Annotated in this window: 22 protein-coding genes and 2 pseudogenes; 12 read left to right on the plus strand and 12 right to left on the minus strand. The window is 68.2% G+C overall.

Annotated features, from left to right (window positions below; all coding sequences use genetic code 11):
* A pseudogene (locus ACZY0Y_RS08600) lies at positions 1-388 on the minus strand (HNH endonuclease signature motif containing protein); the annotation flags it as partial.
* Positions 389-526: 138 nt separating this feature from the next.
* Positions 527-1,864, minus strand: coding sequence for a uracil-xanthine permease family protein (locus ACZY0Y_RS08605; protein WP_463957457.1), 1,338 nt, complete (start codon positions 1,862-1,864; stop codon positions 527-529).
* A gap of 215 nt (positions 1,865-2,079) precedes the next feature.
* Between ACZY0Y_RS08605 and ACZY0Y_RS08610 the strand changes: the two genes are divergently transcribed.
* Both ACZY0Y_RS08610 and ACZY0Y_RS08615 read left to right on the plus strand, forming a co-directional pair.
* Positions 2,080-2,685, plus strand: coding sequence for a malonic semialdehyde reductase (locus tag ACZY0Y_RS08610; protein WP_160668482.1), 606 nt, complete (start codon positions 2,080-2,082; stop codon positions 2,683-2,685).
* A 323-nt stretch (positions 2,686-3,008) separates the two neighbouring features.
* Positions 3,009-4,169, plus strand: a complete 1,161-nt coding sequence (locus ACZY0Y_RS08615) for a GGDEF domain-containing protein (RefSeq protein WP_463957459.1) — start codon at positions 3,009-3,011, stop codon at positions 4,167-4,169.
* Positions 4,170-4,178: 9 nt separating this feature from the next.
* Here the strand turns inward: ACZY0Y_RS08615 and pgm are convergent, their stop codons facing one another.
* Positions 4,179-5,852, minus strand: coding sequence for a phosphoglucomutase (alpha-D-glucose-1,6-bisphosphate-dependent) (gene pgm / locus ACZY0Y_RS08620; RefSeq protein WP_463882924.1), 1,674 nt, complete (start codon positions 5,850-5,852; stop codon positions 4,179-4,181).
* Positions 5,853-5,978: 126 nt separating this feature from the next.
* On the opposite strand from pgm, the gene ACZY0Y_RS08625 reads away from it, so the two are divergent.
* Positions 5,979-6,524, plus strand: a complete 546-nt coding sequence (locus ACZY0Y_RS08625; protein ID WP_463957461.1) for a DUF4190 domain-containing protein — start codon at positions 5,979-5,981, stop codon at positions 6,522-6,524.
* A 1-nt stretch (position 6,525) separates the two neighbouring features.
* On the opposite strand, the gene ACZY0Y_RS08630 is transcribed toward ACZY0Y_RS08625, so the two are convergent.
* The 4 genes from ACZY0Y_RS08630 to ACZY0Y_RS08645 form a co-directional block, all read right to left on the minus strand.
* Entirely contained in the window at positions 6,526-7,371 is an 846-nt protein-coding gene (locus ACZY0Y_RS08630; RefSeq protein ID WP_463957463.1) for an aminoglycoside phosphotransferase/kinase family protein, read from the minus strand.
* A 4-nt stretch (positions 7,372-7,375) separates the two neighbouring features.
* Positions 7,376-8,845: a peptide MFS transporter gene (locus tag ACZY0Y_RS08635; protein WP_463882928.1), complete on the minus strand. Its 1,470-nt coding sequence runs from the start codon at positions 8,843-8,845 to the stop codon at positions 7,376-7,378.
* 58 nt (positions 8,846-8,903) lie between these two features.
* Positions 8,904-10,061 carry an alcohol dehydrogenase catalytic domain-containing protein gene (locus ACZY0Y_RS08640; protein WP_463957529.1) on the minus strand — a complete coding sequence of 386 codons (1,158 nt, stop codon included), beginning with the start codon at positions 10,059-10,061 and terminating at the stop codon, positions 8,904-8,906.
* A 105-nt stretch (positions 10,062-10,166) separates the two neighbouring features.
* Positions 10,167-11,612 (minus strand): amidase, encoded by a 1,446-nt coding sequence (locus tag ACZY0Y_RS08645; RefSeq protein WP_463957464.1) that lies wholly within the window; start codon positions 11,610-11,612, stop codon positions 10,167-10,169.
* A 480-nt stretch (positions 11,613-12,092) separates the two neighbouring features.
* Here ACZY0Y_RS08645 and ACZY0Y_RS08650 point away from each other — a divergent pair, with 480 nt between their 5' ends.
* The 3 genes from ACZY0Y_RS08650 to ACZY0Y_RS08660 all read left to right on the plus strand — a co-directional run bounded on the left by ACZY0Y_RS08650 (position 12,093) and on the right by ACZY0Y_RS08660 (position 13,745).
* Positions 12,093-12,419 carry a rhodanese-like domain-containing protein gene (locus tag ACZY0Y_RS08650; RefSeq protein WP_463882931.1) on the plus strand — a complete coding sequence of 109 codons (327 nt, stop codon included), beginning with the start codon at positions 12,093-12,095 and terminating at the stop codon, positions 12,417-12,419.
* Between the two features lie 18 nt (positions 12,420-12,437).
* Positions 12,438-13,418, plus strand: a complete 981-nt coding sequence (pheA, locus tag ACZY0Y_RS08655; protein ID WP_463957466.1) for a prephenate dehydratase — start codon at positions 12,438-12,440, stop codon at positions 13,416-13,418.
* A 93-nt stretch (positions 13,419-13,511) separates the two neighbouring features.
* Positions 13,512-13,745, plus strand: coding sequence for a hypothetical protein (locus tag ACZY0Y_RS08660; RefSeq protein ID WP_463882933.1), 234 nt, complete (start codon positions 13,512-13,514; stop codon positions 13,743-13,745).
* Here ACZY0Y_RS08660 and ACZY0Y_RS08665 read toward each other — a convergent pair.
* Positions 13,742-14,806, minus strand: a complete 1,065-nt coding sequence (locus tag ACZY0Y_RS08665) for a diacylglycerol/lipid kinase family protein (RefSeq protein ID WP_463957468.1) — start codon at positions 14,804-14,806, stop codon at positions 13,742-13,744. The two genes, ACZY0Y_RS08660 and ACZY0Y_RS08665, sit on opposite strands and share 4 nt — an antisense overlap.
* Before the next feature lie 89 nt (positions 14,807-14,895).
* Here ACZY0Y_RS08665 and serS point away from each other — a divergent pair, with 89 nt between their 5' ends.
* Both serS and ACZY0Y_RS08675 read left to right on the plus strand, forming a co-directional pair.
* Positions 14,896-16,176: a serine--tRNA ligase gene (gene serS / locus ACZY0Y_RS08670; protein ID WP_463882935.1), complete on the plus strand. Its 1,281-nt coding sequence runs from the start codon at positions 14,896-14,898 to the stop codon at positions 16,174-16,176.
* A 100-nt stretch (positions 16,177-16,276) separates the two neighbouring features.
* Complete coding sequence (locus tag ACZY0Y_RS08675) at positions 16,277-17,149, plus strand: HAD family hydrolase (RefSeq protein ID WP_463957470.1); 873 nt, start codon at positions 16,277-16,279, stop codon at positions 17,147-17,149.
* Between the two features lie 18 nt (positions 17,150-17,167).
* On the opposite strand, the gene ACZY0Y_RS08680 is transcribed toward ACZY0Y_RS08675, so the two are convergent.
* The 4 genes and pseudogenes from ACZY0Y_RS08680 to ACZY0Y_RS08695 form a co-directional block, all read right to left on the minus strand.
* Entirely contained in the window at positions 17,168-17,767 is a 600-nt protein-coding gene (locus ACZY0Y_RS08680) for a MarR family transcriptional regulator (RefSeq protein ID WP_463957472.1), read from the minus strand.
* A gap of 190 nt (positions 17,768-17,957) precedes the next feature.
* Positions 17,958-18,302 (minus strand): annotated as a pseudogene (locus ACZY0Y_RS08685) (DUF429 domain-containing protein); the annotation flags it as partial.
* 53 nt (positions 18,303-18,355) lie between these two features.
* Positions 18,356-19,681, minus strand: coding sequence for a carboxylesterase family protein (locus ACZY0Y_RS08690; protein ID WP_463957474.1), 1,326 nt, complete (start codon positions 19,679-19,681; stop codon positions 18,356-18,358).
* Positions 19,682-19,816: 135 nt separating this feature from the next.
* Positions 19,817-20,305 (minus strand): inorganic diphosphatase, encoded by a 489-nt coding sequence (locus ACZY0Y_RS08695; protein ID WP_024366620.1) that lies wholly within the window; start codon positions 20,303-20,305, stop codon positions 19,817-19,819.
* A gap of 154 nt (positions 20,306-20,459) precedes the next feature.
* On the opposite strand from ACZY0Y_RS08695, the gene dacB reads away from it, so the two are divergent.
* The 4 genes from dacB to hpt all read left to right on the plus strand — a co-directional run bounded on the left by dacB (position 20,460) and on the right by hpt (position 24,941).
* A complete protein-coding gene (gene dacB / locus ACZY0Y_RS08700; RefSeq protein WP_463957475.1) occupies positions 20,460-21,956 on the plus strand; it encodes a D-alanyl-D-alanine carboxypeptidase/D-alanyl-D-alanine endopeptidase in 1,497 nt (498 codons plus the stop codon).
* 143 nt (positions 21,957-22,099) lie between these two features.
* The gene (locus ACZY0Y_RS08705; RefSeq protein ID WP_463957477.1) at positions 22,100-23,212 is read left to right on the plus strand and encodes a zinc-dependent metalloprotease; all 1,113 of its coding nucleotides are present in this window, start codon (positions 22,100-22,102) and stop codon (positions 23,210-23,212) included.
* A 110-nt stretch (positions 23,213-23,322) separates the two neighbouring features.
* Positions 23,323-24,360, plus strand: a complete 1,038-nt coding sequence (gene tilS / locus ACZY0Y_RS08710) for a tRNA lysidine(34) synthetase TilS (protein ID WP_463882944.1) — start codon at positions 23,323-23,325, stop codon at positions 24,358-24,360.
* Between the two features lie 29 nt (positions 24,361-24,389).
* The gene (gene hpt / locus ACZY0Y_RS08715) at positions 24,390-24,941 is read left to right on the plus strand and encodes a hypoxanthine phosphoribosyltransferase (protein WP_463882946.1); all 552 of its coding nucleotides are present in this window, start codon (positions 24,390-24,392) and stop codon (positions 24,939-24,941) included.
* Positions 24,942-25,154: the final 213 nt, after the last annotated feature.

Here is a 25,154-nt window from a genome sequence, read left to right on the forward strand (position 1 = left end):
CGCTCACCGTCAGGACACACGCGACCTCCGCCGTCACCGCCATCTCCTGGCACTTAGCGTCATGCGGTGCCACCGCCGGGGCCGCCATGGCATCGGTGGCCCGCAGATAGGTCGCGCCCAGCCGCACCTTTAACGACGCGGCCCGCGCCTCCCACCGGGCGACCTCTGCCAGCCCGTCCAGGCAATCATCGGCCAGCTCCCGCAACGGATCGTCCCCCAACGGACCAGCACCCCGGCCGACACCGGCCACGGACGGACCCCCGCGATCAGTGCCCGAGGGATCCTCGTGATCAGCGCCGACAGCGGTAACGGAGTCCATCGCTGCGGCAAACGTCGTGACAGCCGCCAGAGCCTCCCAGCCCTCCGCAATCCAGCCCGAACCTTCCATAAACCCAGAATATCGAGGGTCCGCGACAACCAGTCGACCGGAAACAGGCTATGTGGATAACTCGACCGCGGAGTTTGCGGAGGCCTGTCTCAGCGCCGGCAAAAGCATCCCCAGTAAGTCCAGCGGACGGATTTAGCCTTAGCGGCGTTTTTTCGTGGCGCGCGTCACGGCGGACGTGGCCGCGGCTGCGACGCCTTCCGTTTCCGGCTCGGCAACGGTGCCCCGGGCCTTCGCGATCGCCTTCATGCCGTGGTAGATCACCAGGGCCGCGGCGGAGCCGAGGGCGATGCCGGTGAACTTCAGGTCGCCGATGGTCCAGGTGTAGTCGGCGATGCCGACAATAAGCGCGACGGCGGCCGTTGTCAGGTTGATCGGGTTGGAGAAGTTCACCTTGTTCTGCACCCAGATCTTGACGCCCAGGACGCCGATCATGCCGTAGAGCATCGTCGCCGCGCCGCCCAGCACGCCGGCCGGGACGGTGGCGATGAGTTCGCCGAACTTCGGCGAGAAGCTCAGCACCACGGCGAAGACACCGGCCACCCAGTAGGCCGCCGTCGAATAGACCTTGGTGGCAGCCATGACGCCGATGTTTTCCGCGTAGGTGGTGGTGCCGGAGCCGCCGCCCAGGCCGGCAAGCACCGTGGCCGCACCGTCGGCCATCAACGCGCGCCCGGAGACGCCGTCGAGGTTCTGGCCGGTCATGGCTGACACGGATTTCACGTGGCCGATATTCTCCGCCACGAGCACCAGAACCACCGGCACGAAGAGGCCAACGACGCCGAGGTGGAATTCGGGGGTCTGGAAGAACGGCAGCCCCACCCAGGCGGCGGAGCCCATCTTGGAGAAGTCCACCTCGCCGCGGATCATCGCCACGAAGTAGCCAAGCACGACCCCGACCAGGATGCTCAGCCGGCCCAGGATGCCGCGGAAGAAGACGCTGACCACGATGATCGTGGCCAGAGTGATGAGGGCGGTGATCGGGGCCGCGTCGAAGTTGTTCTTCGCTGCGGGGGCGAGGTTGAGGCCGATCAGCCCCACGATGGCGCCCGTGACGATGGGCGGCATCAGCCGGTTGATCCAACCGGCGCCGAACTTCTGCACCACCGCACCGATGATCGCCAGCCCGACGCCGGCCAGCACTACGCCGCCGAGGGCGCCGGCGACGCCGTACTGCTGCTGCGAGGCCATGATCGGCGCGATGAACGCGAAGCTGGATCCAAGGTAGCTCGGCACCTGGCCCTTGGTGATGACCAGGAACAGGAGGGTTCCGATGCCGGAGAAGAAAAGGGTGGTGGCCGGCGGCATGCCCGTGATGATGGGGACCAGGAAGGTCGCGCCGAACATGGCGACAACGTGCTGCATTCCGATGCCAATGGTCAGCGGCCACGCAAGACGCTCATCCGGCTTCACGACCTCGCCCGGGCGGATCGATTTGCCGTTGCCGTGGAGCTTCCATTTGGTTCCGAGCATGCTCATTGCCGGGGGCCTTTCAGAGAATGTGTGGCGGGCGGGAAGGAATCTTCCGGAGCAACTTTACCGCGCCGGTGTTTCCGGCATGCTTCGCGGGCGGCGCCCCTGTGCCGGACGTCACGGGGCGTTACGGGAAGCAGGGGACACAAGTTGAAGTTGCAACCATAGACAGTAACGAGTGGCCGCCGCCCCGGCGGGTACGCCCAGCGAAAGGGATGCTCATGACCATCGCCCATGACGAAGCAGTAATCGACGCCGCCGCAGTGGACGCCATCTTTGCCGAGGCCCGCACCGCCAACACCTTCACGGGCGAGGTCACCGACGAGCAGGCCCGGGCCATCTACGAACTCACCAAGTTCGGCCCCACCGCGTTCAACTCGCAGCCGCTGCGCGTGACCTACGTCCGGTCCGCGGAAGCCCGCGCCACCCTGGTCGAAACCCTCGCCAACGGCAACCGCGCAAAAACCGCCTCCGCACCGCTCGTCGCCGTCCTCAGCTACGACACATCCTGGCAGGAACAGTGGGATAACTTCCTGCCCGGCTACAACGCGCCCAAAGCCATGTACGACGCCGCCCCGGACCTCGCCGCGGCCACCGGCAACAACAACGCCCACCTGCAGGCCGGCTACTTCATCCTCGCCGTCCGCTCCCTCGGCTTTTCCGCCGGACCCATGACGGGTGCGGATTTCACCGCGATCGATCAGGCATTCTTCCCCGACGGCAGCCAGAAGAGCTTCCTCGTGGTCAACATCGGCCGGCCCGCTGCCGACGCCTGGGGTGCGGCGAAGCCGAAGTTCGCCTACGAGGACGTCGTCCGCACGGTCTAACGGCATTGCTTCGCTGACACGGAGGTGCCTCCGGCGCCATTTTCACGCGGAGGTGCCTCCGGCGCCATGGGGGACAGGCCGGAGGCACTCGGGACGCAATTCTGCGGTTGAGCGCACGGCCGCATCCGGGGCCGCTTCCCAGTTTAGTCCGCTTTGAGGCCGTAAACACAGGGGCCGCGGGCTTCGACCGGGCCTGTCCCGGCCCGGGACTCGTATTCGAGACCGTGGTCACACTTTCTGCCGCGGGGTGCGATACTAAGGTCACCTGCGGCGCGTAGTCGACGCAATTCGGGCTATTGCGAGCGGACCTGGGGGGCCACTACATGATGCTTGACACCGCAACCCTGCGGGTCGCTTTGGCGGTGGTCGACCTGACCCTGCTGCTGCTTTTCTATTTCATCACTTTCCGCCGGACGCGGTCGGCCTACAGCGGCTGGTGGTGCCTGGCACTGCTGCTGTTCCTGTCCGGCAATGCGGCCTACCTGCTGGACGGCACGCCACACCAGGTCTGGTCCAACCCGCTCGGAAACGTGTTTCTCGTGGCGGGCGCGGCGAGCATCTGGGCGGGAGCCCGTTCGCTGCGGACCACGGTTCCCAAGATCTGGTACCTCGCCGCCGGGCCCGGCATCACCGCCGTGGCATCGGTGCTGGACCAGCCGGCCACCAATGTGTGGTCCGGCGGCCCGGCCTATCTTGGGTTCATGGGCCTCCTGATCGGGCTCGGCTGCCGGGAACTGTTCCTGCTGGACCGGCACTTCTCGCGCGTGCACCTGACGTTGGCCGTTGGCTCCGGCATCCTGGCCGCCTTCTATCTGGGCCGATTTGCCGCCTTTGTTCTCGAAGGGCGCGACGGGCCCGTGTTCCTGACCGTCTTTGGATCCGTCACGATGACGGTCTTCTCCGCCGTGATCATGGTGGTGGCGTCCTTCACGATGGCGGAGCTGAGCTACGAGCAACAGACCCAGGACCTCCGCGCCCGGGCCACGGTGGACGGGCTGACGGGGCTGCTGAACCGTGCGGCCTTCCTGGACCTCGCCGAGGACGAACTGTGCCGCCTCAGCCGGGCCAGGGCCGCGGCGTCGCTGATCCTGGCGGATCTGGACCACTTTAAGGCCATCAACGACGAGTCCGGCCACTCGGCCGGCGACGCCGCTCTGCAGGCGTTCGCGGACGCCTGCACGTCCACGGTTCGCTCCAGTGACCTCGTCGGCCGCTACGGCGGCGAGGAATTCATCATCCTCCTGCCGGGCGTGACACCCGAACGGGCCGGGGAAATCGCCGCCGACATCAGTGCGAAGCTGCAGGCCTCGGCGTCGTCGGTGATCCCGCGCCTGCCTACCTCCAGCTATGGCATCGCCTCGACGGCGCCCGGCCGCGTGGACCTGGACGCCATGATCGCCTCCGCGGACGCTGCCCTCTACCGCGCCAAGACCCTGGGCCGGGACCGTTCCGTGCTCGCAGGGGTCGAGGAAGACCCGGCCTGAGCGTGGCCGCTAGGAAATGACGCCGTCCACCAGCGCCTTGGCCTCGGCCTGGACCTGCTTGAGGTGTTCGGCCCCCTTGAAGGACTCGGCGTATATTTTGTAGACGTCCTCGGTGCCTGAGGGGCGGGCCGCGAACCAGGCGTTCTCGGTGACGACCTTGAGCCCGCCGATCGCGGCACCGTTGCCCGGCGCTTCGGTCAGTTTGGCGGTGATGGTTTCCCCGGCCAGTTCCGTGGCAGTGACGTCCGACGGCGACAACTTGCCCAGGGCGGCCTTCTGCTCCCGGGTCGCCGCTGCGTCGATCCGCGCGTAAACCGGGTCGCCGAACTGGTCGGTGAGGCCCTTGTACAGCTGCGACGGCGACTTGCCCGTGACCGCCGTGATCTCAGACGCCAGCAGCGCCAGCAGGATGCCGTCCTTGTCGGTGGTCCATACGCTGCCGTCCATCTTGTTGAACGAAGCGCCGGCAGATTCCTCGCCGCCGAAAGCCCCTTCACCGGACAGCAGCCCGGGAACGAACCATTTGAATCCGACCGGCACCTCAACCAGCTTGCGGCCCAGGCTTTCGGCCACGCGGTCGATGATGGACGAGGAAACCAGGGTCTTGCCGATCACCGACTTCGGGTTCCAGCCCGTCCGGTGCCGGTACAGGTAGTCGATGGCGACGGCGAGGTAGTGGTTCGGGTTCATCAGCCCGCCTTGTCCGTCAACAAAAGGTGTGACGATGCCGTGCCGGTCGGCGTCGGCGTCGTTGCCGGTGGCAATGTCGAAGGCTGCGGACCCGTCCGCACCAACAGCCATCCGGTTGATCAGCGAGGCCATCGCCGACGGCGAGGAGCAGTCCATCCGGATTTTCTCGTCCCAGTCGAGCGTCATGAAGGCCCACTGCGGATCGACGGTGGGGTTGACCACCGTGAGGTTCAGGTGGTGGCGTTCACCGATCTCGCCCCAGTAGTCCACCGAAGCGCCGCCCATCGGGTCGGCGCCGATCCGGACGCCTGCCTCGCGGATGGCGTTGAGGTCCAGGACGGAGGGGAGGTCGTCCACGTAGCTGCTGAGGAAGTCGAACTTGCCCGTGGTGCCGGCGCTGAGCGCCTCGGCGATGGGAATCCGCTTGACGCCGCGCAGGCCGTTTTCCAGCAGTTCGTTGGCGCGGTTGGCGATCCAGCCGGTGGCGTCCGTATCAGCGGGGCCGCCGTGCGGGGGGTTGTACTTGAAGCCGCCGTCGCCGGGCGGGTTGTGGCTGGGGGTCACCACAATGCCGTCTGCCTGCGGCGCCCCGGCGGGGGAGTTGTTGTTGTGCGTCAGGATGGCGTGGCTCAGCGAGGGAGTGGGCGTGTAACCGTGGCGGGCGTCGATCAGCACATTGACGCCGTTGGCCGCGAGGACCTCCAGGGCGGAATTCTGGGCCGGTTCGCTCAGGGCGTGGGTGTCTTTGGCGAGGTACAGCGGCCCGGTGATGCCCTGGCCCGCCCGGTACTCCACGATCGCCTGGGTGATGGCCAGGATGTGGGGTTCGTTGAAGGAGGCTTTCAGGCTCGAGCCCCGGTGCCCGGAAGTGCCGAAGGCCACCCGCTGGCCGGGGTCGCCAAGATCCGGGGAAACGTCGTAGTACGCATCCAGGAGCGCAGTGAGATCAACAAGGTCTTGGGGTTGGGCAACAGTGCCCGCGCGGCTAGCCATGGCACCAGCATGCCAGACCGGCGGGGAAGGCAACATGATTACGGCCCCTGTGACGGAAGAAATATCCTGCCCATCGCAACGGGACGGCGGTAGGCTGAACCGAGAGACTTCCAGAGGGGGAAAACCATGACTGACCAGCCGAAACCGGAGAAAGACGAGACTCCGGAGGGCTACCAGCCGCCGTCGTTCATTCCTGGGCAGGAGTCCGGCGAGCAGTACCGCCCGCCGGCCGCCGATTACAGCCCGCCCACGGAGCCGTACGCCACGCCATATGGCACAGCACCGCAGCAGGCGCCCGGTGCCGGAGGCCAGCAGCAGTACGGGCAGCAGCCGTATGGTGCGCCGCCACAATATGGCCAGCCGGGCGGCCCGTTCAATGCCTATGGCCAGCCGGCCTACTATGGTGTTCCGCCGGAACCCAAGGGCCTGAGCATCGCCAGCATGTGCTGCGGCATCGCCGCCTTCGTGGGGCTGGGCATCTTCCTCTTGCCGCAGCTGGCGGCGGTCATCCTCGGCCACCTTGCCCTCAGGCGCGAGCCGTCGGGCAGGGGCATGGCGATAGCTGGCCTGGTATTGGGTTATGTGGGGATTGCGCTGACCATCCTGGTTATCGTGATCATCGCGCTGGGTCTGGCCATCGGCACCTCCACCCGTATGCGCTACGGGGCCTAGATTATCCCGTAAGAGCCGCGACCAGCCGTCCGGCGTTGGCCTGGAGCCAGTCGCCGCGGCGCCGGATCTGGCCGCCGACGCCGTCGTCCCACATCCGGGCCCAGCCGCCGCCGAGTGCGCGCGCGTTGTGTTCCATCCGCTCGTAGCTCAGCGCCGTGGCCTCGATCCCGAAGGCCGGCAGCCGGCGTCGTTCCCCGGCATCCCAGCCGTAGGCGTCGGCGAAGATCCGGAGCCGCCGGAACGGGTCCGTCGCCTCCCATCCCGGCCACCCATCGGCCGGGTCCCGGAGCGGAACCCAGTGCATGGCGGTGTTGAAGGAATCGTTGAAGGCCGTCGTCGGGCCGGCGAGGTCGAAGTCCACCAGACCGGCGGCGAGGCCGTCCCGGACCACGACGTTCTGCGGGGGGACGTCCAGGTGGCAGACGAGCTCCGCCGGATCCTGGCGGACCGGGCGCGGCGGGAAGGGGTGCCCGTCCGGCACGAACCCGGCCGAGGCCCCGTGCAGCCGGCGCAGGAGCTGCGCCACGGAGGCCAGGAGCTCCTCGGACTCGACCCACGCCTCCGGGACCGGACCGGCGCACTGCCCGGGCAGGAAAGTCAGCACGTCCCGGCCTTCAGCGTCCCGGCCCAGGAACCGCGGGGATCCGACGAAACCGGCGTCTTCCAGCCAGTCGAGATACGCGGCGACGGCCAGTGACTGCGGCTGGTGCGGGCGGCGGATGGTCCCGCCGACCCGCACCACACCGTCGGTGACATCGCCCGCCGGCATGAGTTCGACGTCGGACGCCTCGCCGGCGGCGGGGACGTAGACGCGGGACTCAATCGGCGCGCGGTGCCTGGAGCTCATCGGGTCAGCGTACGCCGCCCATGAGCTTCTTGATCGCCGGGGAGGCCGCGGCCAGGCCAACGGCCAGGAGCATCGCGGTGCCGCCGATGCCGATGAAGTACGGCAGCTCGTCCTCCGGGTTGTACAGGCCGGACAGGATGCCGGCCAGAGTGGTGCCCAGCGAGACGGACAAGAAGAACAGCGCCACCATCTGGGTGCGGAAGGCCTCGGGAGCCAGCTTGGTGGTCACGGACAGGCCGATGGGGGACAGGAACAGTTCCGCGAGGGTGAACAGGAACAGGATCCCGACCAGTGCCAGCAGCGGGGTCTTGCCGTCCCCGGCCAGCGGGATGAACGCCAGGAACGCCAGGCCCATCACAAAGAGGCCGATCGAGAACTTCAGCGCCGAACCGGGCTGCTTGCGGCCCAGACGGGTCCAGAGCGCAGCCAGGACGCCGGCGAAGATGATGATGAACACCGGGTTGATGGACTGGACCCAGGCGGCCGGCATTTCCCAGCCGAACAGGTTCCGGTCCAGCTTCTCCTCCGAGTACACCGCGATGAAGGTGAACTGCTGCTGGAAGAGCGCCCAGAAGGCGGCCGAGGCGATGTACAGCGGGATGAATGCTGCCACCCGGCGGCGTTCAGTGCCGTTGACCTTCTTGCTGCTGAAGATCAGGGCGAAGTAGAGCACGGAGGCGCCGATTGCCGCATAGGCCATGGACAGGGCCAGGTTTTCGGCATTCACGATGCCGGTGGCCAGCAGCACGGCGATCACGGCGGCGATGCCGGCGAAGCGCAGGCCGTACTTGGTGCGCTCGGCGGCGGGCAGCGGGTTGTGCACCCGGTGCGCCTCCTCCGGCAGGTTCTTGCGGCCCGGAGCGTAGATGACCAGGCCCACTGCCATGCCGACGGCGGCCGCGCCGAAGCCCCAGTGGAACCCCTGGCTTTCCTGCAGCCAGCCGGTGACCAGCGGGCCGATCAGTGCGCCCGCGTTGATGCCCATGTAGAAGATGGAGAATCCGGCATCGCGGCGTTCGTCCTTCTCCCGGTAGAGGCTTCCCACGAGGGCGGTGGCGTTGGCCTTCAGCCCGCCGGAGCCGACGCCGACCAGCACCAGGCCGGCGATCAGCCCGGGAATACCCGGCACCAGGGCCAGGGCGATGTGGCCGGCCATGATCAGGACGGCGGAGCCAAAAAGCACCTTTTCGGAGCCGAAGAGCCGGTCCGCGAGCCAGGCGCCCAGGATGGTGGAGAGGTAGACGCCGCCGCCGTAGGCGCCGACGAGGCCGGCAGCCAGGCCCTGCTCAATCCCCAGGCCGCCCTCGGCGGCCGTGAAGTACATGTAGTAGAGCAGGATGCCCTGCATGCCGTAGAAGGAGAAGCGCTCCCACATCTCTACGGAGAAGAGGCTGGCCAGCATCTTTGGGTGGCCAAGAAAGGACGTATCGCCCGGCGTTGTAACGGGGGGATCGGATAAATGAGTAGTGCTCATTTACTTAATGCTGACAGTGTGACGCGCAATTGTCACATTCGCGGCGCCGCGGGGCAAGTCATTCGCCGGGTGTTTTGCCCTCGGTTTCCGCCCCCGCGCCGGCCTGGCCGGCGTCGAACATAATGACCTGGCGGACCGCTTTCCCGTCGGCGAGCTGGTCCATGGCCTGGTTGATGTCCGCCAGGGCGATGCGGGACGAGATCAGCTCCTCGACCGGCAGTTTTCCCTCCCGCCACAGCTGCGCGTACTTCGGGATGTCTCGAGCCGGCACTGCGGAGCCGAGATAGCTGCCGACGATCGTCCGGGCCTCGGCAGTGATGGTCAACGGCGAGATCTGGGCCCGCGCGTCCGGGTGCGGCAGGCCCGCGGTGATCGTGGTGCCGCCCACCGCAGTGGCGGCGAAGGCGGTTTCGAAGGCGCGCGGGTTCCCGGCGCATTCGATCACGTACCTGGCCTTGACGCCCTCCGCCAGGACCTGCTGCGGGGTGTAGGTTTCGTGGGCGCCCAGGCGGCGGGCATGTTCGAGTTTTTCGTCGAGCGTGTCCACGGCAACGATCCGCGAGACCCCCTGGGAGACCGCCGTGATCAGCGCGGCCATACCGACGCCGCCGAGTCCCACGATCATGACGCTGTCCTGCGGCCTGGGCCGGGCCGCGTTCAGCACGGCACCGCCTCCGGTCAGCACGGCGCAGCCGAGGACGGCGGCGACGTCCGCCGGGATGTCATCGTCCACCGGCACGGCCGAGGCACGGTCCACCACGGCATGGGTGGCGAAGCCGGAGACGCCCAGGTGGTGGTAGATCATTTCGCCGCCGCGGCCCAGGCGCATCGATCCGTGCAGGAGGGTTCCTTCGCCGTTGCTCTTGGAACCCGCGGTGCAGGGGAGCCGGCCGTCTTCGGCGCAGTTCACGCACCGTTCGCAGCGCGGCAGGAACGACATCACCACGCGCTGGCCCGGCGCCAGGTCCAAAACGTCCGAGCCGACCTCGACGACGCGGCCCGCAGCCTCATGCCCCAGCAGCATCGGTACCGGGCGGACCCGATTGCCGTCCACCACGCTCAGGTCCGAGTGGCAGATGCCGGCGGCCTCGATCTTCACCAGGATCTCGGTGGGGCCGGGTCCCTCCAGTTCCAGCTCGGAGATGGTGATGGGCCTGGAGTCCGCGAACGGACGGGGGCGGCCGATTTCCTCAAGTACTGCACCGGTGATCTTCATCGATCCCTCTCGTGTGGTTTCCGGACGGGTCATGTCCCGACCTTGCTCAGCTAAACCGTATCGGCACCGTCCCGCGAATCCACCGACGGCCCGCGGGCCGTGGGGCTAGAACCCCAGCTGCGCCGCAAGTTGCAGCAGCAGAGCCTCGGAACCCATCGGCCCGACCAGCTGGATGCCCATCGGCAGCCCCGCACCCTTCGCCCCGCCGGTCCAGAACACCGGAACGCTGATCGCGGGCAGCCCGCACACGTTCACCATGGACGACCAGGGCGCGTACTCGCACTGCTTGCGGTAGTCGCCGTCGGCATCCCCGGTCCATTCCGCCGCCGGCCAGTAGCCGTCGCCATGGGCCGCCCCGGTGAACCAGCCCACCGGACGGGGCGTCTGGGCCAGTGCGGGCATGAGCATCACGTCCCAGACGGCGTACTGGGCGATGGTGTCACGCTGGAACTGGCGCAGGAAGCTGAGGGATTCGGCGCGTTTCGCGGGCCCGCGCTGCTGCGCGCGGCGCCTGAACGTGCGGGTCAGCGGCGTCAGGAGCGCCTCGCGCTGGGGAGCGATCCGGGCGTCCCCGACGGCGGCGGTCCAGGCCGTCGTGAAGGCGTCCGGGTAGCGGTTGTCGTAGCGGATGGAGGCATCCGCGGTTTCGTGGCCGGCCGCCTCCAGCAGCCGGATGCCTTCGGCGAGTGCGTCGAGGGCTTCGGGGGCCGGGGTGAAGGGGAAGATCGTCTGCCACGGGCTCTCCAGGCTCACCCCTATCCGCAGCTTGGGCGGATCCTGGGCGGCCAGTTCAAGGTAGCTGGGGGAGGGGGCTGCGGGCCCACCGGTGTCGGGTGGGCCCGGCACCAGCGCATCGAGCAGCAAGGCAGCGTCCGCCGCGGACCTGGCGAGCGGCCCGGACACGACCAGGCCCGCGGGATCGCCGGTGCTTTCGCCCGCGGGGACCAGGCCGCGGCCCGGCTTCAGGCCCACGAGCCCGCAGGCCGCGGCCGGGATGCGGACCGAACCGCCGCCGTCGGACCCGGGCGCGAAGGGAATCAAGCCGGCGGCCACCGCCGCGGCGCTGCCGCCGGAGGATCCTCCCGAGCTGCGGCTGAGGGCATACGGGTTCCGGGAGGGCGGCGCGATCCGGTTCTCGCTGTACGCCGTCAGTCCGAACTCCGGAACCTGGGTCTTGCCCAGCGAGACCACGCCGGCCCGTTTAAGCGTGGCGACGAGGGCTCCGTCGACCAGTGCGGGTTTGTGGTCCAGGGCGGCGCTGCCGTGGGTGGTCAAGACCCCGGCGACGTCCGTCAGGTCCTTGAAGGCCACCGGCATGCCGTGCAGCAGCGCCGGTTCGGTCTTGTCCCGGGCGGCGCGGGCGCGGGCCTCGTCTACTCCGGCCGCGTCCAGCAGGGCCTGCTCCGCGGTGACGGTGATGAAGGCGCCAAGGTGCCGGTTCTCAGCGGCAATGCGGTCCAGGAAATGCCCTGTGGCCTGCCGGGACGACAGCTCGCCGGAGCGCAAGGCATCGCGGAGCTCCACGGCGGAGAGCTCATGGATTTCAGCCACGCCGGCGCCGCCCCCGCGGTTCCCCTGTGGGACATGTCCAGTGGTGGTGCGGGCGGGTGGACATGGTGGGATTGTGCCCAGTGGTGGCGGCCGGGGGAGGGCATGTCCCGCTGGCGGGGGTGGGGCCCTCCGGGGGACATGCCCAGTCCTGATGCGGGCGGGTGGACATGGTGGGATTGTGCCCAGTGGTGGCCGCCGGAGGAGGGCATGTCCCGCTGGCGGGGGTGGGGCTCTCCGGGGGACATGTCCAGTGGTGGCGCGGGCGGGTGGACATGGTGGGATTGTGCCCAGTGGTGGCCGCCGGAGGAGGGCATGTCCGGTGGGCGGGGAGGGTGCGGGCCGCCGGAATCGCGCGTCGGTCAGCTGCCGGGGGTCTCCTGTGCGCCATCCCAGAAGCGTAACCTGCTGCCGGGTAAGGGTGCGGCACCGGCGGCTGGCGATACGCTGGAGGCAGACCATGCATTTTGCGGAAGGACGACCATGAGCGACTTTGACACCGTGACCGTGTCCGACATCCCCGAAGGGGCCAGCATCCTCGACGTCCGCGAAGACTACGAGTGGGTCGCAGGCCACGCCGCCGGTGCGCTCCACATCCCGTTGGACCACCTCCCGGCCCGGCTCGATGACCTCGATCCCGACGAGGACCTCTACGTCATCTGCCGCACCGGCGGCCGTTCCTTCCGCGCCGCCCAGTGGCTTTCCGGACAGGGGTATACCGCCCTGAACGTGGCCGGCGGCATGGACCAGTGGCTGGAAACCGGCATGCCGCTGGTGTCCGACAACGGACTCAAGCCCGTCATCCTGTAGTTGAAGAGAGAAACGCCCATGCCCGCAGCACCTGTCACGTATACCTTCCTCGGACCCGCGGGCACCTTCACCGAGGCAGCCCTGATGCAGGTTCCCGATGCGGCGGAGGCCATCCGCGTTCCGTCGTCGAACGTCAACGCGGCGCTGGACAAGGTCCGCGACGGCTCGGCGGACGCGGCCATGGTGCCGATCGAGAACTCCGTGGAGGGCGGCGTCACCGCAACCCTGGATGCGATCGCCACCGGACAGGAACTGCGTATCCTGCGCGAAGCCCTCGTGCCGATCAGCTTCGTGCTGGTGGCCCGGCCCGGGACCCGGATCGAAGACATCCGCCGGATCTCCACCCACGGCCATGCCTGGGCACAATGCCGTCTCTGGGCCGAGAAAAACATTCCGAACGCGGAATATATCCCGGGATCCTCCACAGCCGCGGCGGCCATGGGGCTGCTGGAAGGCGACATCCACTACGATGCGGCAATCTGCGCCCCGATCGTGGCCGCCGAGCAGCCCGGGCTCAGCGTGCTGGCGGAGAACATCGGCGACAACCCGGGGGCGGTCACGCGCTTTGTGCTGGTCGGCCGGCCCGGCCAGCTGCCGGAGCCCACCGGCGCGGACAAGACCACCGTGGTGGTTCCGCTGCCGGAAGACCGCCCCGGCGCCCTCATGGAGATCCTCGACCAGTTCGCCACCCGCGGCGTGAACCTCAGCCGGATCGAGTCACGGCCCACGGGCCAGTACCTGGGCCACTACTTCTTCAGCATCGACGCCGACGGCCATGTGGCCGACGCCCGGGTGGCGGATGCCCTGGCCGGCCTGCATCGGATCAGCCCGGCCACCCGCTTCCTGGGTTCCTACGGACGCGCCGACGGGCACCGGACCAGCGTGGAGCCGCACACCTCGGACCAGGCGTTCCGCGCGGCGCACGCCTGGGTCAAAGACATACTGTCCGGAGCATCTGTGGTGCCGGAATATACGGCCAAGGCTTCGCCCACAGCGTAGACAAATGCCACATGAGGCACTTCCGCCCCTCTGAAACTGTGCGTATGCTTGCCTGATCCATATTGGGGAAGTCCTCTACCGAGGGAGCAGGTCATGGCAGATACCAGCCTTGAAAATGACGGCCAGGGAATGATCGTGAATCCCAAGCCGACCGCTGACAACCAGGACTGGGACGGCGACGACGCCGACCGTGCGGACCGGCTGCGCTTCGAAGAGGAGCAGGCAATGATCCGCGAGCAGTCTGAAGCGCGCGCCGCCAAGGCGGCCGCGGAAGCGAAGAAAACCGCCGCGGATAAGGAAGCCGCGAAGAAGGAAGCCAGCGCCTAGTCTCCCGCGGTGCCGTCCTTGACCCGGACGAGCAGCGAGCCGGGGGCAACCTGCACGGTGACCTTTGTGGCCTGGCCGGTCGGATCGCCGTCGACCTGTGTGGGCATCGGCTCCGCACAGCGGATGGTGATTTTTCCGGAGCGGTAATACGTCATCACCGGCAGGTTTCTCTTGTGCTTCAGCACGATCTTCCAGTACATCGCCAGCCAGCCGATCGCGCTGCGCGGGCTCATGACCACAACGTCGAGCATTCCGTCATCAATCATGGCCTGCGGGATGAAGTCGATCCCGCCGGGAATCAGGCCGCAGTTCGCGAACAGGACGCTGCGGATCTTCCGGCTTTGCTCCGGCTGGTCGTCCAGCGCTATGGAGACCTTCTTCCGGCGGCCGGGGAGGTGCCGCACCCCCGCTTCGGTGTAGGCGAGCCAGCCCACTGCCTTCTTGAGCCCGTCATTGGTGTCGCCCACCACCTCGGCGTCCATGCCAATACCGGCAATGACCAGGAATGTGTGCTCCGCTGACGCGTTGGTGCGGGAGTTCTCCACCCTCATCCGCGCCGTATCGATGAAGCGCTGGTGCCCGAACAGTGCGGTTTCGATGCTTCCGTTCAGGTCGCCCACGTCAAGGTGGATGTTGCGGGCCAGCAGGTTGCCGGTGCCCAGCGGGATCAGGCCCATGGCGGTGTCGGTGCCGGCGAGGATGTCCGCCACCACCCGTACGGTGCCGTCACCGCCGCCCACGAGTACGACGTCCGCCCCGTACTCGACGGCGGCACGCGCCTGCGAGAACCCGGGGTCCTCGGCGGTGGTGTCGAAAAACCGCGGCGGTGCCCAACCGGCCGCGGCGCACGCCTTCTCGATCAGGGTGCGGGCCTCGTCCGACCGGGACTTGATCGGGTTCATCACCACGGCCACTTTCTGCTGGCCAAGGCCCGGGCTGTGCGTTTCCTCCCACACGGCGCTGCGGGTGTGCCTGGCCTTGAGCTTGCGCACTCCCCACCAGCTGGAGACGGCAAACGCCAGGACTCCAGCGATGACGAGGTACAGCAGCCAGTCGCGCATTGTGCTCCAACACTATCCCGCCGCTGGCCGGAGACCGGATTGCCCGACGAGTGCCCGGTAATGCTGGCCGGATTGGATACTCTTGTCAGGTGATCGACGTAAAAGACCTCAGCGAAAATCCGGACAAGTTCCGGGCCAGCCAGCGCGCCCGCGGCGCCGATGAATCCGTGGTGGACGCGATCATCTCCGCGGACTCGGCCCGGCGTGCCGCTCTGATCCGCTTTGAAAACCTGAGGGCCGAGCAGAATGCGTTCGGCAAGAAGGTGGCGCAGGCCAAGGGCGAGGAGAAGCAGGCCCTGCTGGCAGAGGTCAAGGTCCTCGCCGGAGAGGTCAAGGCCGCCTCCGCCGAAGCCGACGTGGCGCAGGCCGAACACGAGGAACTGTTGCGCGGCATTCCCAATCTCATCGAGGACGGTGTCCCCGAGGGCGGCGAAGACGACTACATCGTGGTCAAGACCGTCGGCACCCCCCGCGAATTCCCCGATTTCGAGCCCAAGGACCACCTGGAAATCGGTGAGCTGATCGGCGCCATCGACATGGAGCGCGGCGCCAAGGTGTCCGGTTCACGCTTCTACTTCCTGCGCGGCGCCGGAGCCCGGCTGGAAATGGCGCTCCTGCAGATGGCCATGGAGCAGGCGATCGACGCCGGCTTCGTGCCGATGATCACCCCGACCCTGGTGCGCCCGGAAACCATGCAGGGCACCGGTTTCGACGTCAAGCACGACGCCGAGATCTACCGGCTTGCCGAGGACGACCTGTACCTCGTGGGCACCTCGGAGGTGGCCTTGGCCGGCTACCACGCGGACGAGATCCTGGACCTCTCCGCCGGCCCGATCCGCTACGCCGGGCAGAGCTCCTGCTACCGCCGCGAGGCCGGCTCGCACGGCAAGGACACCCGCGGCATCATCCGTGTCCACCAGTTCAACAAAGTGGAGATGTTCATCTACACCACGGTTGAGGAGGCTGCGGCTGAGCACGCCCGGCTGCTGGCATGGGAAGAAGAGATGCTGGCCAAGTGCGAACTGCCGTACCGGGTGATTGACACCGCTGCCGGAGACCTCGGCAACTCCGCAGCCCGCAAGTTCGACTGCGAGGCCTGGGTTCCGACGCAGGGCGCCTACCGCGAGCTGACCTCGACGTCCAACTGCACCACATTCCAGGCGCGCCGGCTTAACATCCGCGAACGTGTACTGAACGAGGACGGTGCACCCAAGGGCACCCGTGCGGTCGCCACGCTCAACGGCACCCTGGCCACCACCCGCTGGATCGTGGCCATCCTGGAGCACCACCAGAACCCGGACGGTTCCGTCAACATCCCGCAGGCACTGCAGAAGTACCTCGGCGGCATGACCGTCTTCCCGGTTATCTGAGCCGCAGCCGCAAGGGCGTCAACAGCTGTTCACCCCGGATTCACCGCGCGCTGTGCCCTGCGTCCTAGCGGCTGTCGGGGGTGTCTGCTCTACTTATTGGATGACAACATTGACTGAAACCTCAGTCGCCGGCAACGATGACCGGCGAGAGAACAATCCGAACAACCACAACACCACAGCCCGCAAGCTGATGGTCGCGCTCGACGTCGACGGCACCCTCGTGGACCATGACGGCCACATGTCCGTCCCCGTCCGCGAAGCCGCCCAGGACGTTGTGGCTGCGGGCCACCACGTCACCATCGCGACCGGCCGCTCGCTTAACGCGACGCTGCCCATCATTGAGCACATCGGCATCGAAAACGGCTATGCCGTGTGCTCCAACGGCGGCGTCACCCTGCGGCTGGATTCCAGCCTGTCCGATGGCTACGAGATCGTGCACAAGGCAACGTTCGACCCCGGCCCCGCGCTCCGCGCCCTGCGGAAGCGGCTGCCGTCGGCCAAGTACGCGTTGGAGGACGAGGACGGCAACTTCCTCTCCACCGAGCGCTTCCAGGACGCCAGCTTCGGCGTGGAGGCCATCGGCGTCGACTTCCAGACCATGCTGGAAGCTACCGCAGTGCGCGTCGTGGTCTTCAGTTCCGAGAACACCCCAGAGGAGTTCAACACGGCCATCCGCCACATCGGCCTGGCCGGCGTGACCTACTCGGTGGGCTGGACGGCGTGGCTGGACATCGCCGCCGCCGGCGTGACCAAGGCGAGTGCGCTCGAGCACCTCCGCGCCCGGCTGAGCATCGAGGCGCACCACACGGTCGCCGTCGGCGACGGCCGCAATGACATCGAGATGCTCACCTGGGCCGCCCGCGGTGTCGCCATGGGCCAGGCGCCCGAGGAGGTCATCGCCGCAGCGAACGAGGTCACCCACTCCGTTTACGACGACGGTGCGGCGCACGTCCTGCGCAGCCTGCTGCTCTAGCCAACGCCGGGCGTGGTCTCAGCGGACCTCGAGAATGAGGCCCAGAAGCCGCGCCGCGGCGGGCCTCGCCGCGTGCTCCTCATTCCACTGGGCCCGCGCCACAGCCTTGCTGACAGCCTGGGTGGTGATGCCGAGTTCCTCGGCCACCGCCTTCTGCTGTCCGCGCACCCCCGGGGTCAGCAGGTCCAGCACGCGCCATTCGGCAGGGCTGCGGTCGTGCACGATGTGCCCCAGGAGCCGCAGCACGGCCTCGGCTTCCGTGGCGAGGTCAGCCAGCGGGCCCTCTACGGCCACCGGAACCCGGTCCTTGCCGTTGCGCAGCCGGTCGACGGCCCGGCGGGCATAGATCAGCCCGTGGCCGGAGGCGTCCTTGATCTGGTTCGGCAGGGGCTCATTGACCGGCCCGACGCCGATGCCGACGTACCAACTGCCGGTCCGCAGGGCGATCATCGCCGCGTCCACGGCCTGCCGGGGGCTGTCCACGATGCCCTGGACCTCGTCCTCCACGGAGCGGTCGAAATCGAGGCGCGCCGGGATGTGCCGCAGGTCCTTGAGGAGCTGCGGCACGCAGTCGCCGTCGCGCCGGCTGTCGGTTTGGTTGATGGTCAGCGTGAACATTCTGGATCCACACTACCCGGTGGAGGCAGTCAGGCAAGCGCCCCGGCCCAGGGCCCCGGCACAGTCCCAGCCGCAGCTGACCGGCGGTCAGGGGTGCTGAATCTGGTGCCGGAGCGACCCGCGGAAGGCCGGAATTCGGACGCCCGGCCGGCCGGCCTCAGCCGGACTGGCTCGGCCCCCGGAGCCCGTCCAGCCGGTCGGCGGACACACTGAGCGGGATCAGCCCGGTCCGGGCGGTGACGAAGCGGTCGGTGTCCCGGTAGGCCAGCAGCCGGCGGCCTTCGATCCCGTCATGGTCCAGGACCGGGTGCGCATCGAAGGCCAGGTGCCCTGCAATGAAGGGCAGGAAGGCGTCGGGCCAGCCCACGGGGCAGTCGATCCCGGTCATGTCGCTCGCGCCGAAGAGCCGCACAATCTCCTCGTCGCCGACATCAAGGGCCAGGTGCACCAGACGGGCGGTGCCGCCGCTCCATTCGAGGACGGCGGCAGCAGTTTTTCTGGTGGCGGCGGCGAGGTCGACGCCGAGGGTCAACACCCGCGGCCTGCCGGGCGTAGCCGGGGACGTGTTCATGTGAGCGTTCCTTCGACTCAGACCGAGCGGTACCGGAGGGCGCCGGGAATCCCGCCGCGGCTGTCCAGACCCTTCCCGGAGGCAAAGCGGGCCCAAATGGCGCGGAGTTCACGGCCCGGGGCGTTGATTTCCTCCCAGCTGGCGCCCGCGAGCAGCCCGGCTCCTGCCCACGTGCTTTCGTTGCCGAACAGCAGCGGCAGGTCCACGGTGTGCGCGGCGCCGTAGAAGTTTCCCGGCGCGGCCCAGGACAGCACGTAGCTGTACGCCGTGCCACCGGCCCGGGCGTGCCGCCGGGCGAATTTCCTGGCGGCCCTGCCGTACACCGCCTCGGTCACGCCCCAGTTGATGGCACGGACGACGGCGGTCCCGATTACCGGGACCGTGGCCAGCCGGCTGACGGTGCGGTTGCGCGGCAGGAACATCCGGGCTTCCTCGGACGTGTGTCCGATCAGGACGTCGATCCCGGGGGCCGTGGCGTTCCAGGCGTCCTCAATGCCGGATTCGGGCGGCAGGGGGGCGTGCCCGTACTGGGTGCCGAACGGCATGGCAGCTATCAGCCCGAACTTCCGGGCCACCTGCGATACGTGCCCTTCGATTTCCACAACGTCCATCGCCGGGGTGTCTTCGGTGACGGTTTCCGCGGCGATGCCCATGGCGGTGCTCATCTTTTCCCTTCCCCGGGTGATGCCCAGGGGTGCGCTTTGAATGATGGCGCGCTGGAAGAGGGCCGGGGCTTCCGGCGTCGCCATGAGGTGGGCGACGGCGTCGCCTCCGGCGGACTGCCCGAAGGCCGTGACGTTTCCCGGGTCGCCGCCGAAGGCGCTGATGTTGCGCTGCACCCAGCGGAAGGCCTCCAGCTGGTCCAGGAGGCCGAGGTTCCCGGGCCGGCCCGTGCCGGTTGCGAGGTAGCCGAACAGGCCCAGACGGTAGGTCACCGACACCACGATGACCCGGTTTTCTGCCACGAGGGCCTTGGGGTCGAAGATCGCCAGGTCCCCGGAGCCGGAGGTGTAGGACCCGCCATGGAGCCACACCATCACGGGGAGGCGTTCGTTGCCTGCGAGGCCGGCCGGCATGGTGATGGAGAGCCGCTGGCAGTCCTCACTGCCGGGTAGCTCCCCATAGCGGGTGCCGAGGATGTCGTCCAGGAACGGCACCGGGCCCTGCGGGCACGCTGGCGAAAGGGACGTGGCGGCGAGGACTTCGGTCCAGTCGGGCGGACTGGCCGGGGGCTGGAAACGTCCCGCCGTGGCGTAGGGGATTCCGGTGGCGCGCACCACTTCACCGTCATGCCATCCGGTGACCGGACCGCAGGGAGGACTAAAAGCAGGCACGTCATTCATGAGACAACGATTTCACACATTCCTGACCCGGCACTGACAACCGCCGTCGCGCCTTAAACAACAACGCGGGGTCACTTCCGGCCCATGTCCGGCGGCCGGATGGGCGGTAAGCGACCCCGCGTTGGAGCTGGGAGGTTAGTGCGTGTGCGGGACGAAACGCTTGATGGATGCCTCAAGCTCGGCCTCGGCGGCGGCACGGTCGCCCCAGCCCTCGGCCTTGACCCACTTGCCCGGCTCCAGGTCCTTGTAACGGGTGAAGAAGTGCTCGATTTCCTTGATCAGGTATTCGCTGACGTCGCTGATCTCGTTGATGTGATCGAAGCGGGCGTCGGCCGGCACGCAGAGCACCTTGGCGTCTCCGCCGCCGTCGTCGGTCATGTTGAACACGCCGATGGGGCGGGACTCGACGATGACTCCGGGGTGCAGGTCGAAGTCCTGCAACAGCACGAGGGCGTCCAGCGGATCGCCGTCTTCACCCAGGGTGTTCTCGAAGAAGCCGTAGTGCGTGGGGTACTGCATCGAGGTGAACAGGACGCGGTCCAGGCGGACGCGGCCCGTTTCGTGGTCGACTTCGTACTTGACGCGTGATCCCTTGGGGATCTCGATGGTCACGTCATGCTTCATGGAATGCTCCTCGACGAATTCAGGGGGTTCGCGGCACCCGTGACAACCACAAAAAACAGTGCCGGTGCCGCCGACTACTATTGAGGATATAGCGAGAGGCCCAGGTTTCAGGAACTAGTGGGGACATTTTCAGGACTAAAGGACCAGCAGCAGCATGAAACGCAGAACGAGCCGCCCGGGCGCGGACCCGGCTCCCGGCCCGTTGCGGCGGAGCCTCCCGCTGCTGCTGCAGACCCTGCTGGTCGTGGCGCTCGCCCTCCCCGCCGGCATCGCCATCGCCCCGGCTTTCCTCGGCCCCGCCCCTTCCGGAACCGCCGCGCAGACCGCCCCGCCCTGGCACCAGGTCCCGGGCACACTGGCCCCCCGCATCGGCGCCGGCGGCGCCACGGCCGGCATCGAACCGCTCACGGACACCGCTCCCGTCCCGGCGGCGGATCCCCTCTCGGCCCAACTCAACGAAACCCTGAAGACCGACGCCGGAAGCTTCACCGGAGTGGTGCAGGACGCCCTCACCGGGGAGGTGCTCTTCGACCGGTCCGGCGACACGGCCCGTGTGCCGGCCTCCAACATGAAGCTGTTCACGGCCGTCGCGGCCCTGCGCACCCTCGGCCCGGAGCGCCGCTTCAACACCAAGACCGTGGCGGGGGCCGCCCCCGGCTCCGTTGTGCTCACCGGCGGCGGGGACGTGCTCTTGGGCTCCGGCGAATCGGTCCCCGATGCCGTGCTGGGCCACGCCGGGCTCGCCACCCTGGCCCAGTCAACGGTCCGGGCCCTGCAGGACGACGGCGTCTCCGCCCCCTTGACGGTGCTCCTCGACGACTCACTGTTCAACGGGCCCGCGCTGAACCAGGCCTGGAGCCCGGAGGATGTTGCCGCCGGCGAGGTCGCGCCGCTGTTCCCGCTGGCACTGAACTCGGCCCGTTTCGACCCCGCCAAGACCACGGGCCCCCGCCCCCAGGACGCCGCGATGAGCGCCGCCGAGGCGTTTTCCGCCCAGCTCTCCACCGCGGCCGCCGCCGCCGGAATGACAGTGACACCCGGCGTTGTCCGGGTCCCGGCAGGGGCGCCCGGCGGCGCCGGAACTAGGGTCCTGGCCGAGGTCCAGTCCGCCACGGTAGGCCAGCAGGTGGACCTGCTGCTGCGCACCTCGGACAACTACCTGGCCGAGACGATCGGCCGCATGACGGCGCTCGCGTCCGGAAAGCCCGGCAGCAATGAGGGCGCCGTGGCAGCAGTGCTGCAGCAACTGGAAGGCCTGGACATCCCCGCCGCCAACCTGCGCGCCGCGGACGTCTCGGGACTGGCGCTGGCCAACCAGGTTTCCGCCCGCCAGCTTGCCGGAGTGGTCCGGGCCATCACCTCCGGCACGGACACCCGGCTGCGCGCCGCCCTGGCCGGGTTCCCCGTCGCCGGGCTCACCGGAACCCTGGGGGACCGGTACGTGGACGCGGCGACGGCGCGCGGTGCGGGGCTGGTCCGGGCCAAGACCGGCACGCTGAACACGGTGATCGCCCTGAGCGGCTTCGTCGTCGACGCGGACGGACGGCTCCTGGTGTTTTCCTTCATCGGCAACGGCCTGACCCCGGGGGCGGCGAACAAGGCCGCGCTTGACCGCACCGCCTCCGTCCTTGCCGGGTGCGGCTGCCGCTGACGCCTGCGGCAGCCGTCGAACCGTCGACTGCTCCGTAAACGCCCTTTAGAACCCCCAAAACGGCAGTTACGGAGCAGCGGATGGCCCGGACGACGGCGATGGTTTAAGGCGGATTGTCAGTCCCCTGTGATCTGATGGAGCCTATGGAGTCCTCTGCCAGCGAGACATCAGCCCAAGCCCTGATCAACTGGGAGCTTGCCGCTTCCACCGCCGCCCGGCTGACACCGGCCGGGCCCACCCTGGGATCGGCGGAAATCGGTGCCGCCGTGGACAACCTGCGGCTGATGGCGGACATTTCCGTGCCGCACGTCCATGACATCACCGGCCTGGAAGCCGCCCGCGACCTCCGCGACTCCTCGGTCCTGGTGGTGGACCGGGCGTCCTGGTCCAAGGCCAACACACAGAGCTTCGCCGTGATGCTCAAACCGGCGATGGAAAAGATGCCCGAGGGCCGCCGCGGCACCCTGAACCCCGGCGCGGCCAGCGTCAGCGGGGCCATCACGGGCAGCCAGCTCGGCGCCATCCTCGCGTTCCTCTCCAGCAAGGTCCTGGGCCAGTACGACCCCTTCTCCGCCCTTGCCGAGAACTCGACCGCCCCCGCCGCCGGGCGCCTGCTCCTCGTGGCGCCGAACATCATCTCCGTCGAGCGCGAAATCAACGTCGAACCCGAGGATTTCCGGCTCTGGGTCTGCCTGCATGAGCAGACCCACCGGGTGCAGTTCGCTGCCGCGCCCTGGCTCCGGCACCACATGCTGGACGAGATCGAAAGCCTCAGCGGCCAGCTGCTCGGCAACGTCGACTCCCTGATGGAACGGGCCTCCGCCGCAGCGAAATCACTCAAGGACCGCACCGCGTCCGGCGCCGCCCCCAGCCGGGGCGTCATCCTTGACCTGCTGCAGAACCCCGAGGAAAAGGCCGCGATCTCACGCCTGACCGCCCTGATGAGCCTGCTCGAAGGGCACGCCAACGTGGTGATGGACGCGGTGGACGCGAGCATCGTGCCGTCCGTGAAGACCATCCGGCAGCGCTTCAACACCCGGGCCACGGACCGCGGCGTGATCGAAAAATTCATCCGCAACCTGCTCGGGCTGGATGCCAAGATGCGCCAGTACAGCGACGGGTCAAAGTTTGTCCGTGAAGTGGTGGATGTGGCCGGCATGGAGGGTTTCAACAAGGTCTGGGAGTCCGCAGACCACCTGCCCAGCGAGACTGAAATCCACAACTCCAGGCTCTGGCTCGAACGGATGGGGCACTAGTTCCCGTGACATCCAGTCCCGTTTCCAGTGGACGGCTTTCCAGCGGTCAGGTTTCCAGCGGCCGGCGCCGGCCCGGCCGACTGGCGCCCGTCGTCGGCGCGGCACGGAAAATGCTGCAGGACGCGCTCGCCGGAGCGGGCTACCCGGCACGGATCCTGGTCGCCTGCAGCGGCGGCCCCGACTCGCTGGCCCTCGCCGCCGTCGCCGCCTACTTCGCCCGCCGCGGGCACGTGGACGGCCACCCCGTCTCCGTGGGCGCCGTTGTGGTCGACCACCAGTTGCAGCCGGGTTCCGCCGACGTCGCCGCCGCTGCTGCGGTGGCCTTGCGGGAACTGGGCCTGTCGCCCGTGCAGGTCAGGACTGTCGAGGTCGCCTCCACCGGGATCGGTCCGGAGGCCGCTGCCCGGGACGCCCGGCACGCCGCCCTGGAAGCCGCCGCCGGCGACGCCGGTGCCACGGCCATCCTGCTGGGCCACACCCTTGATGACCAGGCCGAACAGGTGCTGCTGGGGCTTGCCCGCGGCTCGGGAACGCGTTCCCTGGCAGGGATGCGGCCCGCCCGCGGCCACCTGCTGCGGCCGTTCCTGGGGCTGCGCCGCGCCGACACCCTCGCGATCTGCGAGGCCGAGGGCCTGGACCCGTGGCACGATCCGAGCAACGCGGATCCGGCGTTTGCAAGGTCCCGGACCCGCGTCGAGGTGCTGCCGCTGCTTGAGGAGAAGCTTGGTCCGGGCGTGGCGGAATCGCTCGCCCGGACTGCCGCGATCCTGCAGCTGGACGCCGACTACCTCGAGGACGTGGCGAATGACACCTTCCTTGAGCTGCGGGAACAATCCGGTGCCACGATCAGCCTCCCGGAGGCGGCCCTGCGCGGGCTCGCGCCGGCCGTCAGGTTCCGGGTCATCGCAAAGGCCGCGGCCGCCGTCGGAGGCCAGCAGCCCAGTTACCAGCGACTGCTCGCCGCGGAGGCACTGCTCCGCCGGCAGGGATCAGCGGGTCCCGTGGAGCTTCCCGGCGGGGTGAGTGTCTACCGGCTCTCACTCGCGCAGCTCCTCGCCGAGGGGCAGTCCGGCCCCGGCGGTGTTCCCCGCGAGGCGGCCCGCTGTGGGAAGCTTGTATTCCGGCCTCAAAAACCGCCCAAGATATAGTCGACCCCGCATCTACACAGGAGTTATTGGTGGATTCAAACGACGTCCAGTCAGATCTCAAGCACGTTCTGTACTCCAAGGAGCAGATCCAGTTACGGATCACTGAACTCGCTGCCCAGATCGACAAGGACTACGAAGGCCGCGATCTGCTGATCGTCGGCGTGCTCAAGGGCGCTGTGATGGTCATGGCCGACCTCGCCCGCGCCCTTCACAGCCACGTTTCAATGGACTGGATGGCTGTCTCGTCCTACGGGTCCGGCACGCAGTCCTCCGGCGTGGTCCGTATCCTCAAGGACCTGGACACGGACCTCATGGGCAAGGACGTCCTGATCGTCGAGGACATCATTGATTCCGGCCTGACCCTGTCCTGGCTCAAGACCAACCTGGAATCCCGTGGCACCGCTTCGGTGGAAATCTGCACCGCATTCCGCAAGCCCACCGCCGCGAAGGTCCAGATCGACGTCAAGTACGTCGGCTACGACATCCCCAACGAGTTTGTGGTGGGCTATGGACTGGACTACGCCGAGAAGTACCGCAACCTGGACTTCGTCGGCACCCTGGCACCACACGTCTACGAGTAGCAGACGGCCGCTGCGTCCGGCAGGACAAGCCAGGCAGGACAAGCCCGGCACAGGCACGGCACGGGGCCGGTCCTGCCCGGCCCCGCTACGCCCTCAGGGAACTTTTGGACTTCACCGTGCGTGAGCTACTGCGACGGTGTATAGCTAGACACTGACGCAGCACCACACGCGCGCAGATCGGTCGCCGTGCAGCACTACCAGGAGGGACGGGGC

It is taken from the genome of Pseudarthrobacter kochi, from assembly GCF_055412805.1.

Coding starts and splice junctions, on each gene's coding strand:
- ACZY0Y_RS08605 (WP_463957457.1), bottom strand. CDS start 1,864: ATGAGCATGCTCGGAACCAAATGGAAGCTCCACGGCAACGGCAAATCG.
- ACZY0Y_RS08610 (WP_160668482.1), top strand. CDS start 2,080: ATGACCATCGCCCATGACGAAGCAGTAATCGACGCCGCCGCAGTGGAC.
- ACZY0Y_RS08615 (WP_463957459.1), top strand. CDS start 3,009: ATGATGCTTGACACCGCAACCCTGCGGGTCGCTTTGGCGGTGGTCGAC.
- pgm (WP_463882924.1), bottom strand. CDS start 5,852: ATGGCTAGCCGCGCGGGCACTGTTGCCCAACCCCAAGACCTTGTTGAT.
- ACZY0Y_RS08625 (WP_463957461.1), top strand. CDS start 5,979: ATGACTGACCAGCCGAAACCGGAGAAAGACGAGACTCCGGAGGGCTAC.
- ACZY0Y_RS08630 (WP_463957463.1), bottom strand. CDS start 7,371: ATGAGCTCCAGGCACCGCGCGCCGATTGAGTCCCGCGTCTACGTCCCC.
- ACZY0Y_RS08635 (WP_463882928.1), bottom strand. CDS start 8,845: ATGAGCACTACTCATTTATCCGATCCCCCCGTTACAACGCCGGGCGAT.
- ACZY0Y_RS08640 (WP_463957529.1), bottom strand. CDS start 10,061: ATGAAGATCACCGGTGCAGTACTTGAGGAAATCGGCCGCCCCCGTCCG.
- ACZY0Y_RS08650 (WP_463882931.1), top strand. CDS start 12,093: ATGAGCGACTTTGACACCGTGACCGTGTCCGACATCCCCGAAGGGGCC.
- pheA (WP_463957466.1), top strand. CDS start 12,438: ATGCCCGCAGCACCTGTCACGTATACCTTCCTCGGACCCGCGGGCACC.
- ACZY0Y_RS08660 (WP_463882933.1), top strand. CDS start 13,512: ATGGCAGATACCAGCCTTGAAAATGACGGCCAGGGAATGATCGTGAAT.
- ACZY0Y_RS08665 (WP_463957468.1), bottom strand. CDS start 14,806: ATGCGCGACTGGCTGCTGTACCTCGTCATCGCTGGAGTCCTGGCGTTT.
- ACZY0Y_RS08675 (WP_463957470.1), top strand. CDS start 16,277: ATGACAACATTGACTGAAACCTCAGTCGCCGGCAACGATGACCGGCGA.
- ACZY0Y_RS08680 (WP_463957472.1), bottom strand. CDS start 17,767: ATGTTCACGCTGACCATCAACCAAACCGACAGCCGGCGCGACGGCGAC.
- ACZY0Y_RS08690 (WP_463957474.1), bottom strand. CDS start 19,681: ATGAATGACGTGCCTGCTTTTAGTCCTCCCTGCGGTCCGGTCACCGGA.
- ACZY0Y_RS08695 (WP_024366620.1), bottom strand. CDS start 20,305: ATGAAGCATGACGTGACCATCGAGATCCCCAAGGGATCACGCGTCAAG.
- dacB (WP_463957475.1), top strand. CDS start 20,460: ATGAAACGCAGAACGAGCCGCCCGGGCGCGGACCCGGCTCCCGGCCCG.
- ACZY0Y_RS08705 (WP_463957477.1), top strand. CDS start 22,100: ATGGAGTCCTCTGCCAGCGAGACATCAGCCCAAGCCCTGATCAACTGG.
- tilS (WP_463882944.1), top strand. CDS start 23,323: ATGCTGCAGGACGCGCTCGCCGGAGCGGGCTACCCGGCACGGATCCTG.